Here is a 15,130-nt window from a genome sequence, read left to right as displayed (position 1 = left end):
ATTCATCGTCCTGTCATCCCCATGCCGCTAAACCGTCATTGCCCGAGCCCATCCTGAACTCCCCTTACTCGCATTGGGAGACTCGAAATGGCTCGGCAATACGAAGAAAGCAACAGCACCGTCAAGACCCGCCGCCAGCAGGAAGACCAGCGCCGCATGGCCTTCCGTCGCGCAATTGAAGACCGCTGCGATCAGCGTCAATTGCAACAGAGCATCAGTGACTATCCGGAACTCCACTGGCAGGCACCCGCGGCTGCCCAGCGAAGCGTTCAGCCAGCGCGCTGATCTGCAGTCGCTCGCTGCGGATAAAGCCCAGGAATGCATGGGCCACCGGTGACAGGCGCTTGGCCTTGGCCTGCACCAGGCACCAACTGCGGTACAGCGGCAGTTCTTCCACCGGCAGCTCCCTGAGCCCGCCGGTGGCCAGTTCCAGGTTGACCGCGTGGCGCGTCAGCAGCGCCACGCCCAACCCAGCGGTCACGCACTCGCGCTGCGCCTCGGCCGAAGACACTTCCACCGTCTGGGTGAAGTGCACGCGCTTCTCCTTGAAATACTCTTCGCACGCCATCCGCGTCCCGGACCCCGGCTCGCGCAACAGCAGCGTGTAAGGCTCAAGGTCCTGCAGGCGCAACGGCCCTTGATGGCTCAGCGGATGATCGTGGGGCGCCACTGCGACAATCGGGTTGTTCAGGAACGGCAGGAATTCCAGGCCCATGTCCTGGGGCACCATCGACATGATCACCAGGTCGTCGCGGTTGTCTGAAAGCCGGCGAATCACCTGGGCGCGGTTGACCACCGTCAGGTGCAGGTTGACCTCCGGATGCTGGCGCTTGAAGGCGGCAAACAGGTGCGGCACGAAGTACTTGGCGCTGGATTCCACCGCCAGTTTCAGCTGGCCCTGCAATGAGCCCTGCATGTCGGAGAGTTGCATATCGAGGTTTTCCAGGCGGCCGAAAATGTCCCGGCTGGCCCGTTGCAAGGCTTCAGCAGCTTCAGTCATATAGAGCTTTTTGCCGACGTAATCGAACAATGGCTGGCCCAGCAGCTCCTCCAGCTGCTTGATTTGTAGGCTAACGGCCGGTTGCGTGAGGGACATTTCCTCGGCTGCGCGGCTGTAGGAACGCAGATCACAGACTTCATTGAAAATCTGCAATTGACGCAATGTCATACGCATCAATGACTTACGCATAGTTCAAACACTCCCGCCGACCCTTGATGCGACGACTATAAGTCTTTGCTTATACACAACCCAATAATTATTGATTTTTGTTAATCCCTGCAGGGGCATAGTGTGTGTCACGCGACTGCCATGAAACATTTGGTCACGCGCCGACCCGCTTCCAGGGTCGAAGTAGGTAGCAATCGGCTCAAGGGAATTTCCAAGTGATAAAAAAGATCCTTATCGCCAACCGTGGTGAGATTGCCGTACGTATCGTGCGTGCCTGCGCCGAGATGGGCATTCGTTCGGTCGCGGTTTATTCCGATGCCGATCGCCATGCCCTGCATGTAAAGCGTGCAGATGAAGCCCACAGCATCGGTGCCGAGCCATTGGCCGGTTACCTGAACCCGCGCAAGCTGGTGAACCTGGCGGTGGAAACCGGTTGCGACGCGCTGCACCCCGGCTACGGCTTCCTCTCGGAAAACGCCGAGCTGGCAGATATTTGCGCCGAACGTGGGATCAAGTTCATCGGCCCATCGGCCGAAGTGATTCGTCGCATGGGCGACAAGACCGAAGCCCGCCGCAGCATGATCAAGGCCGGCGTACCGGTGACCCCGGGCACCGAAGGCAACGTTGCCGACATCGCTGAAGCCCTCACCGAAGGCGACCGCATTGGTTACCCGGTGATGCTCAAGGCCACCTCCGGTGGTGGCGGTCGCGGTATCCGTCGCTGCAACAGCCGTGAAGAACTCGAACAAGCCTTCCCCCGGGTAATTTCCGAAGCCACCAAGGCCTTCGGTTCGGCGGAAGTGTTCCTGGAAAAATGCATCGTCAATCCCAAGCACATCGAGGCGCAGATCCTCGGTGACAGCTTCGGCAATGTGGTGCACCTGTTCGAGCGCGATTGCTCGATCCAGCGCCGTAACCAGAAGCTGATCGAAATCGCCCCAAGCCCCCAGCTGACCCCTGAACAGCGCGCCTACATCGGCGACCTGTCGGTGCGCGCGGCCAAGGCCGTGGGCTACGAGAATGCCGGCACCGTGGAGTTCCTGCTCGCCGAGGGCGAGGTGTACTTCATGGAGATGAACACCCGGGTGCAGGTGGAACACACCATTACCGAAGAAATCACCGGCATCGACATTGTGCGTGAGCAGATCCGCATTGCGTCGGGCCTGCCGCTGTCGGTCAAGCAGGAAGACATTCAGCACCGGGGTTTTGCGTTGCAGTTCCGCATCAACGCCGAAGACCCGAAGAACAACTTTCTGCCCAGCTTCGGCAAGATCACCCGTTACTACGCACCCGGCGGTCCCGGCGTGCGTACCGACACGGCGATCTACACCGGCTACACCATCCCACCGTTCTACGACTCGATGTGCCTGAAGCTGGTGGTGTGGGCGTTGACCTGGGAAGAAGCCATGGACCGCGGCCTGCGCGCCCTGGACGACATGCGCCTGCAAGGCGTGAAGACCACCGCCGCCTATTACCAGGAAATCCTGCGCAACCCGGAATTCCGCAGCGGCCAGTTCAACACCAGTTTTGTGGAAAGCCACCCTGAGCTGACCAACTACTCGATCAAGCGCAAACCCGAAGAGCTGGCCCTGGCCATCGCCGCCGCCATCGCCGCCCACGCAGGCCTGTGAGGAATATAAGAATGAGCAAGAAGATCTTCGTAACCGACACCATCCTGCGCGACGCCCACCAATCGTTGCTGGCAACCCGCATGCGCACCGACGACATGCTGCCGATCTGCGACAAGCTCGACAAAGTCGGCTACTGGTCCCTGGAAGTCTGGGGCGGCGCGACCTTCGACGCCTGCGTACGCTTCCTGAAAGAAGACCCGTGGGAGCGCCTGCGCAAACTGCGCGCGGCGTTGCCCAACACGCGCCTGCAAATGCTGCTGCGTGGCCAGAACCTGTTGGGCTACCGCCACTACAGCGACGATGTGGTCAAAGCCTTCGTCGCCAAGGCCGCTGTCAACGGTATCGACGTGTTCCGCATCTTCGACGCGATGAACGACGTGCGTAACCTGCGAGTGGCCATCGAAGCGGTAAAAGCCGCCGGCAAACATGCCCAGGGCACCATCGCCTACACCACCAGCCCGGTGCACACCATCGAGGCGTTCGTGGCCCAGGCCAAGCAAATGGAAGCCATGGGTTGCGACTCGGTGGCGATCAAGGACATGGCCGGCCTGCTGACACCATACGCCACCGGCGAGCTGGTCAAGGCGCTGAAGGCCGAGCAGAGCCTGCCGATCTTCATCCACTCCCACGACACTGCGGGCCTGGCTTCGATGTGCCAGCTCAAGGCCATCGAAAACGGTGCCGACCATATCGACACCGCCATTTCCAGCTTCGCCTGGGGCACCAGCCACCCGGGCACCGAGTCGATGGTCGCGGCCCTCAAAGGCAGCGAATTCGACACCGGCCTCAGCCTGGAACTGCTGCAGGAAATCGGTTTGTACTTCTACGCTGTGCGCAAGAAGTACCACCAGTTCGAAAGCGAATTCACCGCCGTCGACACCCGCGTGCAAGTCAACCAGGTACCGGGCGGGATGATTTCCAACCTGGCCAACCAGCTGAAAGAGCAGGGCGCGCTGAACCGCATGAGCGAAGTGCTGGCCGAAATCCCGCGGGTTCGTGAAGACCTTGGCTTCCCGCCGCTGGTCACCCCGACTTCGCAGATCGTCGGTACCCAGGCGTTCTTCAACGTGCTGGCCGGCGAGCGCTACAAGACCATCACCAACGAAGTGAAGCTGTACCTGCAAGGCGGCTACGGCAAGGCGCCGGGCACCGTGAATGAAAAACTGCGGCGCCAGGCCATCGGCAGCGAAGAGGTGATCGACCATCGCCCGGCAGACCTGCTGAAGCCGGAAATGACCAAGTTGCGCGGCGAAATCGGCGCGTTGGCCAAGTCCGAAGAAGACGTACTGACCTACGCGATGTTCCCGGACATCGGGCGCAAATTCCTTGAAGAGCGCGACGCTGGCACCTTGAGCCCTGAAGTGCTGTTGCCGATTCCTGAAACCGGCGGCGTGGCCCGTGCCGGTGGTGAAGGTGTGCCGACCGAGTTCGTGATCGACGTGCACGGCGAAAGCTATCGCGTGGACATCACCGGGGTGGGCGTCAAGGCCGAAGGCAAGCGCCACTTCTACCTGTCCATCGACGGCATGCCGGAAGAAGTGGTGTTCGAGCCGCTCAACGAGTTTGTCAGCAGTGGCGGCAGCAAGCGCAAGCACGCCACCGCGCCAGGCCATGTCAGCACGGCGATGCCGGGCAACATCGTCGACGTGCTGGTCAAGGAAGGCGACGTGGTGAAGGCCGGCCAGGCTGTGTTGATCACTGAAGCGATGAAGATGGAGACCGAAGTACAGGCGTCGATCGCCGGCAAGGTCACCGCCGTACACGTGGCCAAGGGCGACCGGGTCAACCCGGGTGAAATCCTGATTGAAATCGAAGGCTGATCAACAGCCTTCGAAACTACCGCTTAAACCTCGGGGGGGCATGTGCCCCCTTTTTTTTGCCCGCAATAATCAGAACGCCAGGGTCCACTGGCCCAGCAAACCCTGGTTACGGCTGTGGGTGCCGACCTCGGCGGTATAGGCCAGGCCCACGGTGTGCCGGGTCGACAGCGCCAGGTCCACCCCGGTGTGCAGCGCCAGGCTGTCGCGGTCCAGGGAGGTGCCTTCGATGGTGAAGTCACTGTTGAAGCCCGGCCGTTTTACCCACGCGGAGGACTGGCGCACGGTGCTGCTCACGTCACCGTAGAGGTGCTTCCAGCCTGTGCTCAGGTGCGGCTTGAGGGCCATCTGGTTGTCCAGCGTAAAGGCACTGGCCAGGCGCAAGCCGAAGGTGCTGCTGAGGTTTTCCTGGGTCTGGGCGCCGACATTCAGCGCTGTAAAGCCGCCTTTTTCCTTGTAGCGGTCGCGGTGATAGCGCTGGTAGCCGATCCCCGCATAGGGTTCGATGCTGAAACTGCCCTTGTCCAGTTGATAGCCCAGCTCGGCGAAAGCGTTCTGGCTTTGGGCGTTGTATTTGCCTTTGGACTGCTCGCGGCGCTCGACGAAATCAAAGTCTACGGTGCGTTGGGTTTGGCCGGCATGGCTGCTGTAGATCGCCCCCAGGCGCAGTGCAAGGGGGCCGTCCTGACGCACGGCGTAACCGCCGAGGTGCCAGCTGTCCAGTTCGCCCTTGAAGCGTTTGGCGTTCAGGTCGCTGGCGGACTTGGCGCCCATCACACCCACCCGCCAGGCATCGTCCACTGCCCAGTCGCCGCCCAGCATCAGGCCTTGGGTGTGTTGCTGCAGGCCCACGCTACCGTGCTGTCCTTCAAGCTTGCCAGCGTTGCCCAGGGCCTGGAACCATACGTGGCCATTGCCTTCGGCATCCGTAAGGTTGCGTTCGTCGCCTGTCCGGCGCATGACTGAAAGCAGGCTGCTGTTGAGCTGTTTCATGCTGTCTTGAGTGGCGGCGCCAAGGTTGGCGTTCTGGCTGCCTGCCAGTTGCTCCAGAACTGCACCCACACGGCCCGGTGCCAGCCTGCCAAGTTCCCGGGCGATATTGTCCAGTTCGTACTCTTGCCACTCATTGAGTTCGCCCGACTTGATGAGGGTGTCCACGGCAGAGTCCAGTACGCGGGCAACCTGCTGGCCGTTACGGGTGGTGGCGTGGTCGTTGAAGTAAAAGTCGGGAGTGGGCTTGGGTGGCTTGGGGCGCTGGTGGCCTTGCTGGCCGGCCTCTGGCGCCGGGATGAACCACTCGCTGTCTGGATCGATGTCCCCTCGCGCCTGGACGAATTGAGCGTTGGTGGCACCCAGCGCGAAGGTGATGGCGAGTGCGAGTTGTTTCTGAAGGAGTGGCATGCAGGTCCGACCTCTTGATGTATGAGGTCGGGAAATCTAGCGGGGTAAAGGGCGGATAAATGTCAGGCCATCCACCCTTTGCCTGCCAGAGATGTCTCTAGTGGGCCGCGATTAAAAACTCATCTGCCATTGCCCGATCAGCCCGTGATTGCGGCTGTTACTGCCTATTTCGCCGCTGTAGCCCACGCCGAGGGTATGGCGTGCCGACAGGCCTATATCCAGCCCGGCTTCCAGCAACAGGCTGTCGCGGTCCAGGGCGCTGCCTTCGACGTTGAACGCGGTGCCGCCCATCAGGAAGGCCTGGCGGGTGCTGCTGTCCACGTCGCCGTAGGTGTGTTTCCAGCCGGCGCTGACCCGCGGCGTGAGACTGATGCCGTTGTCCAGCTGGCTCAAGTGCGCCAGGCGCAGGCCGAAGGTGCTGCTGAAATTGTCCTGGGTTTGCCCTTCGACATGCAGGGCGGCGGCGCCGCCTTTTTCGTTGTAGCTGTCGCGGTGGTAGCGCTGGTAGCCGAGGTTGGCGAACGGCTCGGCGCTCAGGCGCCCGCTGCCCATGGCATAACCCAGTTCGGCGAAGGCTTGTTGGCTGTTGGCGTCGTAGTCACCTTTGGGCCGATCGTTGAAACCGTCAAAGGCCACCGTACGTTTACTGTCTCCCTGGTGCCCGCTGTACGCAGCACCCAGGCGCAAGGCCAGCGGTCCGCTCTGGCGCATGGCGTAGACGCCGGCGTGCCAGCTGTCGACGCTGCCGTCGACGCCGGTGGTGTCCAGGTCGGTCTTCGAATAACCGCCCAGCACGCCCACGCGCCAGTCCGAATCGAGCGCCCAGTCGGCCCCCAGCACGCTGCCTTTGGTGCGCTGGGTCAGGCCATTGCTGCCGTGGTCGCCGTCGAGCTTGCCGTAGCTGCCGATACCTTGCAGCCACAGGCGGCCCCGGGCATTGGGGTCGTTGAGGTTACGGGCTTCGGCGGGTACGCCGGTGGCGGCCAGTACGGGTGTGTCTTTTTGATCAAGGCCCACCAGCAGTCCGGCACCGCCGCCCAGTTGGTGCATGGCGTTCAACATGCTGTTGCCGACCTGGGCGCTGGCACCGAGGGTTGCACTGGTCAGGTTGGCGGTGCTGCTGCCGGCCAATTGCTCGATGGCGGCACCGGCGCTGCTGTTGGTGGTGTTGAGCAAGGCGTTGTACAGCGCGTTGTTCTTGCCCAGGCTCGCCAGGGCGTTGGCGGCGCGGGTGCCGTTGCCGGTGTTGGCGAACTGATTGAACGCCACGTCATTGCGGGAATAGGTCAGGCCGACCTGGGTAGGGCTGTAATCCAGGGTGGGGGTGAGGAAGGCATAGTCGCTGGTGACCTTGCCGAACGTGCCATTGATGCTGCCGGCCTGCAGTACCGTGTAGTGGCTCTGCCACGGGTAGGTGCCGGTGCCGGGATTGACCGCCAGGGTCGCGCCATTCAGGTACGCGGTGCCGCCGACCTGGACCGGTGCGCTGCTGCCGTCGGCGTTCACGCCATAGGCCAGGGTCGAGCCGCTGGTCATCGTCAGGTCGCGGGTGATGCTGGCTGTGCCGAGGGCGGTGCTGGTCTGCAAGGTGCCTTTGACCAACAGGCTGCCGACACTGCCGCCACCGGCATAGATACCGCCTTCATCGACGGTCAGGTTGCCAGCGATCCCACCCTGGTTGATCAGCTTGGCGCCGCTGAAAATCTCGCCGCCGTCGCTGAAGTCGCCGCTGCCGGTGAGGGTCCAGGTGCCTTGCTTCACGTCCAGCCATTCGAAGTTGCGGCTGTCGCCGAAACTGCCGCCGGCGGCGTCGTCCATGATCACGCGGTCATATCCGGTGCCACCATCCACCACGCCGACAAAGCGGCTGCCGCCGAGCAGGGTCAGCGTGTCATCGCCGCCGCCCAAATCCAGGGCCAGGCCGTTGCTGCCGCTGATCAAGCCAGCGTTGACCACCGTGTCGGCAAACTCGCCGACGAACTTCACGCCGAAGCCGTTCAGGCCCTGAATGGTGCCATGGTTGATCAGGGTGGTTGCAGCGAGTCCCGGGCCGTCGCTGCCGTCGTCCACCAGCACCGCGTTGTTGGCGCCGCTCACCAGCGCGCCGACGCCGTTGAACACATAACCGCCGCCGAGGGCGATGCCTTCGCTGCCGTTGGCAAAGCCGTTCTTGTCGACGCCACCGGCGCCCACGCCCTGGATGACGCCGTAGTTTTCGATGTGGGCAATCTTGTCGATATCCACGCCGTCGCCGTCGCCATCCGGCTGCAATCCGGAGAATGCGCCAGTGATGGTGCCGTGGTTGATCACCGTGCCATCGCCGTCGGAACCAAAACCCGAGCCGTTGCGGCCGATTACCGTGCCGTAGTTGGTCAGCGTGGCGCCCAGGTCGGTGGTGATGCCGTGGCGGCCGCCGGAGATGAGGCCGTAGTTGGTGACGGTCACGCCAGTAGCGGAGTCGATGTCGACGCCGTCGAATTTGTCATCGCGCGAGTGGGTGTCGCCGGTGGAAATCTCGCCGTAGTTGGTGATCGTAGCGTTGCCGCCGGTCTTCATGCCGTCGCTGGCGTCACCGCGAATCAGCCCGCCCTGGCGGTTGATGATAGTGGTGGTGACGTTGGAGCTGCGGATCGCATCCAGGTCCAGCCCTTGGCCGGTGGCAGAGCGAATGGTGCCGCTGTTGTCGATCAGCAGGCTGCCGCTGGCGAAGTTGCTGTCGATGCGCAGCGCGTCGTTGGCGCCCTGGATCACGCCACCGGCGCGGTTGTAGATGCTGTAGTTGCGCGCGGCGGTGAGATCGCCGCTGCTGTCGATGGCCCGGCCACCCGTGGAGGTAATGCTGCCGGCGTTGTCGATCACCACGCCATTGTCGCGGGTGCCGTCCTTCAGGGTCACGGCCACTTTGCTGGTGGTGATGCTGCCGGGTGCCGAGATCGTCAGCGAGTCACTGCCGCCCAGGGTTTGCCCGGTGGTGGTCGGTGTGTCGATCTGCAATGTCTTGGGTGGGGTCGGGGCTGCGTCAGCAAAGCCGCTGCCCACCAGCAGGCCGAGGGTGAGTACGAGGCGCTGGGGTGACGGAGGCATGGCAGACGTCCTTATTTTTGGAAAAGAGTCGACCTGTATAGCGGAGGTTTTTTACAGAATGATGGCGGGGAGGTTACTGAGGTGGTGCGTCGTTTGGGGGGAGGTCACCATGCTGAACCAAATGTCGATGTGCACGTGCGTACTCTGGTGTATATCGAACACGGCGAGGGCAATCAGACGCTCAAGTCGTTGAATGCGGCGCTCAGGCCGTTTGGGTTGAAGATGGGCGGGGTTGGCTGAGCACAACGCTCGGATACGCTGAAGATACAATGTGGGAGCCGGGCTTGCCCGCGATGACGGTGGGTCAGTCAATACATTTGTGACTGATACACCGCTTTCGCGAGCAAGCCCGCTCCCACATTTGTCAGGGGGTGGCAGGGTGGCTTAGGTACGGCACTCCACCAGCGTTTTCAACTGTCCCGAACCGGTCTGGTTTGCATCCGACAGCCACGCTTCAAACCCGGCCCCAATCGCCGGCCATTCCCCATCCAGGATCGAATACCACGCCGTATCCCGGTTCTTTCCCTTCACTACGGTGTGCTGGCGAAACACCCCTTCAAAACTGAAACCCAAACGCTCGGCGGCGTTTTTGGAGCGGGCGTTGGCGTTGTTGCACTTCCACTCCAGGCGACGATTGCCCAACTCAAACGAGTGCCTGGCCAGCAGGTACACCGCCTCGGTGCTTTTCGGTGAACGTTGCATCGGGGCGCCGAAGGTCACGTGGCCGATTTCAATGCGGCCTTGCTCGGGCACGATGGACATCAGGCTGAGGATGCCTTGCACCTCGCCGCTGGCCTTGTCGATCACACTGAAGAAGTACGGGTCGCTGTGGGACGCGTGGTTGTTCAGCCAGGCGTCGAAGGCGGCGCGCTCGGGGAATGGGCCGTAAGGCAAATAGTCCCACAGCTTCGGATCCGCGCCGGGGCCTTGCAGGGCGTTGAACAGGTCATCGCCGTGGCGGGCGGGGTCGAGTTTTTCCAGGCGCACGAAGCGCCCTTCGATAAGGGTGACGGTGGGCGCCGGGACACCTTTCCAGTCGGCCAATGATGTCGTCATGCTGTGCTTCTCCTTAAAGACCTTTGCGAAACTGGATAAAACCGGGGCGTTCGGCGATGCGTTCGTACAGCTGGATGGCGGTGGCGTTGGTCTCGTGGGTCAGCCAGTGGACCTTGCAGCAACCGTCGGCCTTGGCGGTGGCGTAGACGAATTCGATCAGCTTGCGGCCGACGCCGGTGCCGCGCTGGGCCGGATCTACCAGCAAATCCTGCAGGTAGCAGGAGTTCTCGATGCTCCAGTTGGAACGGTGGTAGATGAAATTGACCATGCCTATGGCCTTGCCGTCTTGCCAGGCCAGGGCCGAGTGGGTCGGCTCATTGGCGTCGATCAAGCGTTGCCAGGTGTTCTGGCTGACGGCGTCGGGCAGCTCGGTGTTGTAGAAGCGCAGGTAGGCTTGCCACAGGGGCAACCAAGCGGCGTGGTCGGCGGCGCTGACCTGGCGGATTTCGATCTGGCTCATGATGGCTCCTTGGGAATAAAGCGGGCGAGGGTCTGGTCGCGTACGTCGGTGCTGGCAGCCAGGCCGTCGCGAACACCGGCGATGTCCGCCGGGCTGCGGTTCTGGCTGAGTTTGCGTTTGCCTTCCAGGCGTTGGATCGGCAGGGCAAAGCCGACAATGGCCTTGAGCATGCCGTCGATGTAGTCGGCCGGGGCGTCGCTGACTTTCCAGGGTTGGGCGCGATTGCCTTCATGGCGGTCGGTGAGGGCGCTGACCAGTTCGAGCAGGCGCTCGGCGTCGGTGAACACTTCGCCGGTGCCGTAGGCGTGTACCGCGATGTAATTCCAGGTCGGCACCACTTTGCCGTGTTCGGCCTTGGCCGGGTAGAACGACGGACTGACGTAGGCCTCGGCGCCGGCAAAAATCACCAGGGCCTCGCCGCCATTTTGCAGGTCCTGCCATTGGCGATTGGCCTTGGCCATGTGCCCGTAAAGGGTGCCGTTGGGCCCTTCATCCGGGTTGAGCAGCAGCGGCAAATGGCTGGCTTGCAGGCCTTGTTCGCCCAAGGTCACCAGTTGCGCCAGGCGCGTGTGCTGGATCAGTTGCTGGATTTCAGGCAAGTCATCGAGGGCAAAGGCGCGTGGTGTGTACATGAAGATTTTCCTTGGCGAATGCCTGCATCCTAGGCAGGCTATTGGTTCGTTGTAAGAGCCATCTACAGTCAATTTTATAGGTCCAATTCCATGCCTGCGTTAGAACCACCGCTCTCGTTCAACCCGGCGGGTATCGAGTTGGACCGCCGCCAGGGACTCACCCGCCAGCTCTATCAGGCGCTGCGCCAGCGGGTACTGGATGGCCGGTTGGTCAGTGGCACCCGGCTCCCCGCCAGCCGTGACCTGGCGGCGGCACTGTCGATCTCGCGCAACAGTGTGGTTCGCGCCTACGACCAACTGTATGCCGAAGGATTTATCGAAGGCCGCGTGGGTGATGGCACCTATGTGGCGCAATTGCCGCAGACGTCGACGCCCGCAAAAAAACTATCCACAAAAGTGTCCACAGGGTTATCAACAGGCTTATCCCCAGGTTTATCCACAAATCGCCCGGATTTACCTGTGTTTTCGTCCAGTCAAGTTATCCACAGCGGTGCGCTGGCGCGGGTGGAAAACAATCATTTGGCGCTTCCGCCCAGTGGTCCGCCGAGGGCTTTCAGGGTGGGCGTACCGGCTTTCGATCTGTTCCCGTTTGACGTGTGGGCCAAGCTGAATGCGGCTTTCTGGCGCAATCCGGACTTGCAGCAGTTGTGTTACGGCGACCCGGCGGGCGACGCGCGCCTGCGTGGATTGATTGCGGCCTATCTACGCAGTTCTCGCGGTATGCAGTGCACGGCTGAGCAAATAGTGATCACCAGTGGCGCGCAGCAGGCAATAAGCCTTTGTGCACAGCTGCTGGTGGAGCCCGGCGATGAGGTTGCCATCGAGAATCCGGGGTATCGGGCAGCAGGCCATGCGTTCGCGGTGGCGGGCGGCCAATTGCATGGCGTGACGGTGGACAGCGAGGGCATCGACTGCGCTGCCTTGAACCGCCTCGGCGGTTGCCGCCTGGCCTACGTCACCCCGTCCCATCAATACCCCACCGGCGTGGTGATGAGCCTGGCCCGGCGCCTGGAACTGCTGGCCTGGGCCGAGCGTACGGGCGGCTGGATCGTCGAGGATGACTACGACGGTGAGTACCGCTACAGCGGCGCGCCCCTGGCGCCACTGGCGGCCCTCGATCGCACGGGGCGGGTGCTGTATGTCGGGACTTTCGGCAAGGTGGCCTTTCCGGCGCTGCGCCTGGGTTACCTGGTGTTGCCGGCCGGCCTGGTCCAGGCCTTTGCCCGGCGCCGCGCGGTGGACGTGCGCCACTCGGAAGTCAGCACTCAGGCGGTGATGGCGGAGTTCATGGCGACCGGGCATTTCCAGCGCCATGTACGCCGCATGCGCCGCGCCGCGCAGAGCCGGCTCAATGCGCTATTGGCCGAATGGCCCGCCGACATTGAAGGCGTTGGCCGCCTGCCGTCGGTGGCGGCCGGGCTGCACCTGACCGTGCGGGTCGACAGCCTGGCGCGGGAACAGGCGCTGATCCAACAGGCGGCGGCGGTGGGTGTGGAGATCAATGGCTTGAGCAACTATTGGTTGCCGGACTCACTCACGCCGCAGGATCAGCGTGCCGGATTGGTATTGGGGTTTGCTGCTGTGCCCGAGGCACAGATCAGCCAGGCGTTGAGGCGCTTGGGCCAGGTTTGGCGCGCGCCGGTTGCGCACTGAAGCGCAACCGGCGGCAACCGATCAGGTGCCGGACTTGATCTTGGTCCAGGCGCGGGTCCTGGCTCGTTCGGCGTCACGTCCCAGGGGCTTGAGGGTATACAGCGTGGCCATGGCCGCCTCGGTCGGGTACAGGTTGGGGTTGTTGCGAATCGCCGGATCCACCAACCCGGTGGCGTCCTTGTTGGGGTTGGGGTAACCGACAAAATCGCTGATCGGCGCGATCACGCCCGGTTGCAGCAGGTAGTTGATAAAGGCGTAGGCGTCTTCCGGGTCCTTGGCGCCTTTGGGGATCGCGAGCATATCGAACCAGATTGGCGCACCTTCTTTCGGCAGGCGCATGTCCACGGTCACACCGTTCTTGGCTTCCTTGGCGCGGTTGGCGGCCTGGGAGAAGCTGCCGGAATAGCCGACCGCCACGCAGATGTCGCCGTTGGCAATGTCGGCCATGTACTTGGACGAATGGAAATAGGTGATGTACGGGCGGATCTTCATCAGCAGTGCTTCGGCTTTGACATAGTCCGCCGGGTTGCTGCTGTTGGGGTCCAGGCCCAGGTGTTGCAAGGCCAGGGGCAGGATTTCCGACGGCGAATCCAGCAGCGCCACGCCGCATTGCTTGAGCTTGCTGATGTTCTCGACGTTGAAGATCAGGTCCCAGCTGTCCACGGGCGCGTTCGCCCCCAGCGCGGCCTTGACCTTGTCCGGGTTGAAGCCGATCAGGATGGTGCCGTACATGTAGGGCACGGCGAACTTATTACCCGGGTCGTTGGCCTCGATCAGCTTCATCAACTTGGGATCGAGGTGGTTCCAGTTGGGCAGTTTGCTGCGGTCCAGCGGCTGGAACACCGAGGCTTCGATCTGCTTGGCCAGGAACACGTTGGACGGCACCACCACGTCATAGCCGGAGTTGCCGGTCAGCAGCTTGGCCTCCAGGGCTTCGTTGGTGTCGAAGATGTCGTAGACCAGCTTGACGCTGGGGTTCTGCGCCTTGAAATCTTCCAGGGCCTTGGGGGTGATGTAGTCGAACCAGTTGTAGACCCGCAGGGTTCTTTCTTCGGCGTGCGCGGCCCCGCTCAGCACGGCGGCACAGAGGACGAGATGCTTGAGCATGTTCATTGGGCGAATCCCTCAAAACCTTCGAGAACGTTGACGGCATTGATGCCGATTTCTTCCACGGCGTAGCCGCCTTCCATCACAAACAGCGTCGGTTTGCCGAGGCGGGCGATTCGCGCACCCATCGCCAGGTAGTCGGGGCTGTCGAGCTTGAACTGGGAGATCGGGTCGTCCTTGAAGGTGTCGACGCCCAGCGAGACCACGATGATGTCGGCGCCGTAGCGCTCGATATCCCCGCAGGCCTGCTCCAGCGCGGCGCTCCAGCGGTCCCAGCCAGAACCTGCGGGCAACGGATAGTTGAAGTTGAAACCCTCACCGGCGCCTTCGCCCAACTCGTCGGCGTAGCCCAGGAAGAACGGAAATTCCGCCTCCGGATGGCCGTGGATCGAGGTGAACAGCACATCGTCGCGCTCGTAGAAAATCGACTGGGTACCGTTGCCGTGGTGGTAGTCCACGTCGAGGATGGCCACCTTTGTGTGGCCTTGGTCGAGAAACGCCTGGGCTGCGATCGCCGCGTTGTTGAGGTAGCAATATCCGCCCATCAAGTCGCTGGCGGCGTGGTGCCCGGGCGGACGGCACAGGGCGAAGGCACTGCGGGCGCCTTGCTGGATCGCCTGTTGCGCGGTGAGTGCAACTTGCGCCGCGCTGTAGGCCGCTTGCCAGGTGCCGGCGGTGATCGGCGCGCCGCCGTCGAAACTGTAATAGCCGAGCTGGCCGTGCAGGCTGGTGGGGATGACCCGGCGCAAGGTGCGTGCGGGCCAGGTGTAGGGCAGCAAGTCTCCGTCCTGGCCAAATGCCGTCCAGCGTTGCCAGGCGCCTTTGAAGAAGTCCAGGTACGCGGGGCTGTGAATACGTTGCAGCGGCGCCAGGCCAAAATCCTCAGGCGCTTGCACCGGGCCCAGTTCGCGGTCCTTGACCCGTTGCAACACATGGTCGGCGCGCGAGGGCATTTCGAAACACGGCATCAGTTGCCCGTCCATCAACTCGCACCGGCCATGGTGCAGGTGGTGATCGTCCGAGTAGATCGTCAGCATATTGTTGTTCTCCGCAGGCTGAATCGGTGAGTCCAGTCTTGCGGCGGGTGGGATTAATGAGAATGGCAGGAGCGGCCAAAAGGG

The 15,130-nt window shown here is 62.5% G+C and carries 12 protein-coding genes; 4 read left to right on the top strand and 8 right to left on the bottom strand.

Translation table 11 applies throughout. From position 1 onward, the window contains the following. Positions 1 to 87: 87 nt before the first annotated feature. On the top strand, positions 88 to 285 hold the full coding sequence (locus tag HX801_RS32055; RefSeq protein ID WP_003213445.1) for a PA3496 family putative envelope integrity protein: 198 nt from the start codon (positions 88 to 90) through the stop codon (positions 283 to 285). On the opposite strand, the gene HX801_RS16900 is transcribed toward HX801_RS32055, so the two are convergent. Then, on the bottom strand, positions 215 to 1,189 hold the full coding sequence (locus HX801_RS16900; RefSeq protein WP_003213443.1) for a LysR family transcriptional regulator: 975 nt from the start codon (positions 1,187 to 1,189) through the stop codon (positions 215 to 217). The genes HX801_RS32055 and HX801_RS16900 overlap by 71 nt on opposite strands. A gap of 194 nt (positions 1,190 to 1,383) precedes the next feature. Between HX801_RS16900 and HX801_RS16895 the strand changes: the two genes are divergently transcribed. Then, positions 1,384 to 2,799, top strand: coding sequence for an acetyl-CoA carboxylase biotin carboxylase subunit (locus tag HX801_RS16895; protein ID WP_003213442.1), 1,416 nt, complete (start codon positions 1,384 to 1,386; stop codon positions 2,797 to 2,799). A gap of 11 nt (positions 2,800 to 2,810) precedes the next feature. Beyond that, the gene (oadA, locus tag HX801_RS16890; RefSeq protein WP_177022399.1) at positions 2,811 to 4,619 is read left to right on the top strand and encodes a sodium-extruding oxaloacetate decarboxylase subunit alpha; all 1,809 of its coding nucleotides are present in this window, start codon (positions 2,811 to 2,813) and stop codon (positions 4,617 to 4,619) included. A 69-nt stretch (positions 4,620 to 4,688) separates the two neighbouring features. Here oadA and HX801_RS16885 read toward each other — a convergent pair whose 3' ends face one another. The 5 genes from HX801_RS16885 to HX801_RS16865 form a co-directional block, all read right to left on the bottom strand. Further along, positions 4,689 to 6,017: an autotransporter domain-containing protein gene (locus tag HX801_RS16885; RefSeq protein ID WP_177022398.1), complete on the bottom strand. Its 1,329-nt coding sequence runs from the start codon at positions 6,015 to 6,017 to the stop codon at positions 4,689 to 4,691. 111 nt (positions 6,018 to 6,128) lie between these two features. Continuing rightward, complete coding sequence (locus HX801_RS16880; RefSeq protein ID WP_177022397.1) at positions 6,129 to 9,101, bottom strand: autotransporter domain-containing protein; 2,973 nt, start codon at positions 9,099 to 9,101, stop codon at positions 6,129 to 6,131. Between the two features lie 384 nt (positions 9,102 to 9,485). Continuing rightward, the gene (locus HX801_RS16875) at positions 9,486 to 10,157 is read right to left on the bottom strand and encodes a GNAT family N-acetyltransferase (protein ID WP_177020311.1); all 672 of its coding nucleotides are present in this window, start codon (positions 10,155 to 10,157) and stop codon (positions 9,486 to 9,488) included. Positions 10,158 to 10,170: 13 nt separating this feature from the next. Beyond that, entirely contained in the window at positions 10,171 to 10,617 is a 447-nt protein-coding gene (locus tag HX801_RS16870; protein WP_087694598.1) for a GNAT family N-acetyltransferase, read from the bottom strand. Then, positions 10,614 to 11,249, bottom strand: coding sequence for an FMN-binding negative transcriptional regulator (locus HX801_RS16865; protein WP_177020310.1), 636 nt, complete (start codon positions 11,247 to 11,249; stop codon positions 10,614 to 10,616). Before HX801_RS16865 ends, HX801_RS16870 begins: the two co-directional genes overlap by 4 nt. Positions 11,250 to 11,339: 90 nt before the next feature. Here HX801_RS16865 and HX801_RS16860 point away from each other — a divergent pair, with 90 nt between their 5' ends. Continuing rightward, the gene (locus HX801_RS16860; protein WP_177022396.1) at positions 11,340 to 12,902 is read left to right on the top strand and encodes a PLP-dependent aminotransferase family protein; all 1,563 of its coding nucleotides are present in this window, start codon (positions 11,340 to 11,342) and stop codon (positions 12,900 to 12,902) included. Positions 12,903 to 12,923: 21 nt separating this feature from the next. Here HX801_RS16860 and HX801_RS16855 read toward each other — a convergent pair whose 3' ends face one another. Both HX801_RS16855 and HX801_RS16850 read right to left on the bottom strand, forming a co-directional pair. Then, positions 12,924 to 14,015, bottom strand: a complete 1,092-nt coding sequence (locus HX801_RS16855; protein WP_093203570.1) for a polyamine ABC transporter substrate-binding protein — start codon at positions 14,013 to 14,015, stop codon at positions 12,924 to 12,926. Beyond that, the gene (locus HX801_RS16850) at positions 14,012 to 15,046 is read right to left on the bottom strand and encodes a histone deacetylase family protein (RefSeq protein ID WP_008439485.1); all 1,035 of its coding nucleotides are present in this window, start codon (positions 15,044 to 15,046) and stop codon (positions 14,012 to 14,014) included. The genes HX801_RS16855 and HX801_RS16850 overlap by 4 nt, the downstream gene beginning before the upstream one ends. Positions 15,047 to 15,130: the final 84 nt, after the last annotated feature.

Origin of the sequence: Pseudomonas sp. G1002 (assembly GCF_013385455.1) — a bacterium.
GTDB lineage: Bacteria > Pseudomonadota > Gammaproteobacteria > Pseudomonadales > Pseudomonadaceae > Aquipseudomonas.
This window is presented reverse-complemented; position numbering and strand designations above follow the sequence as displayed.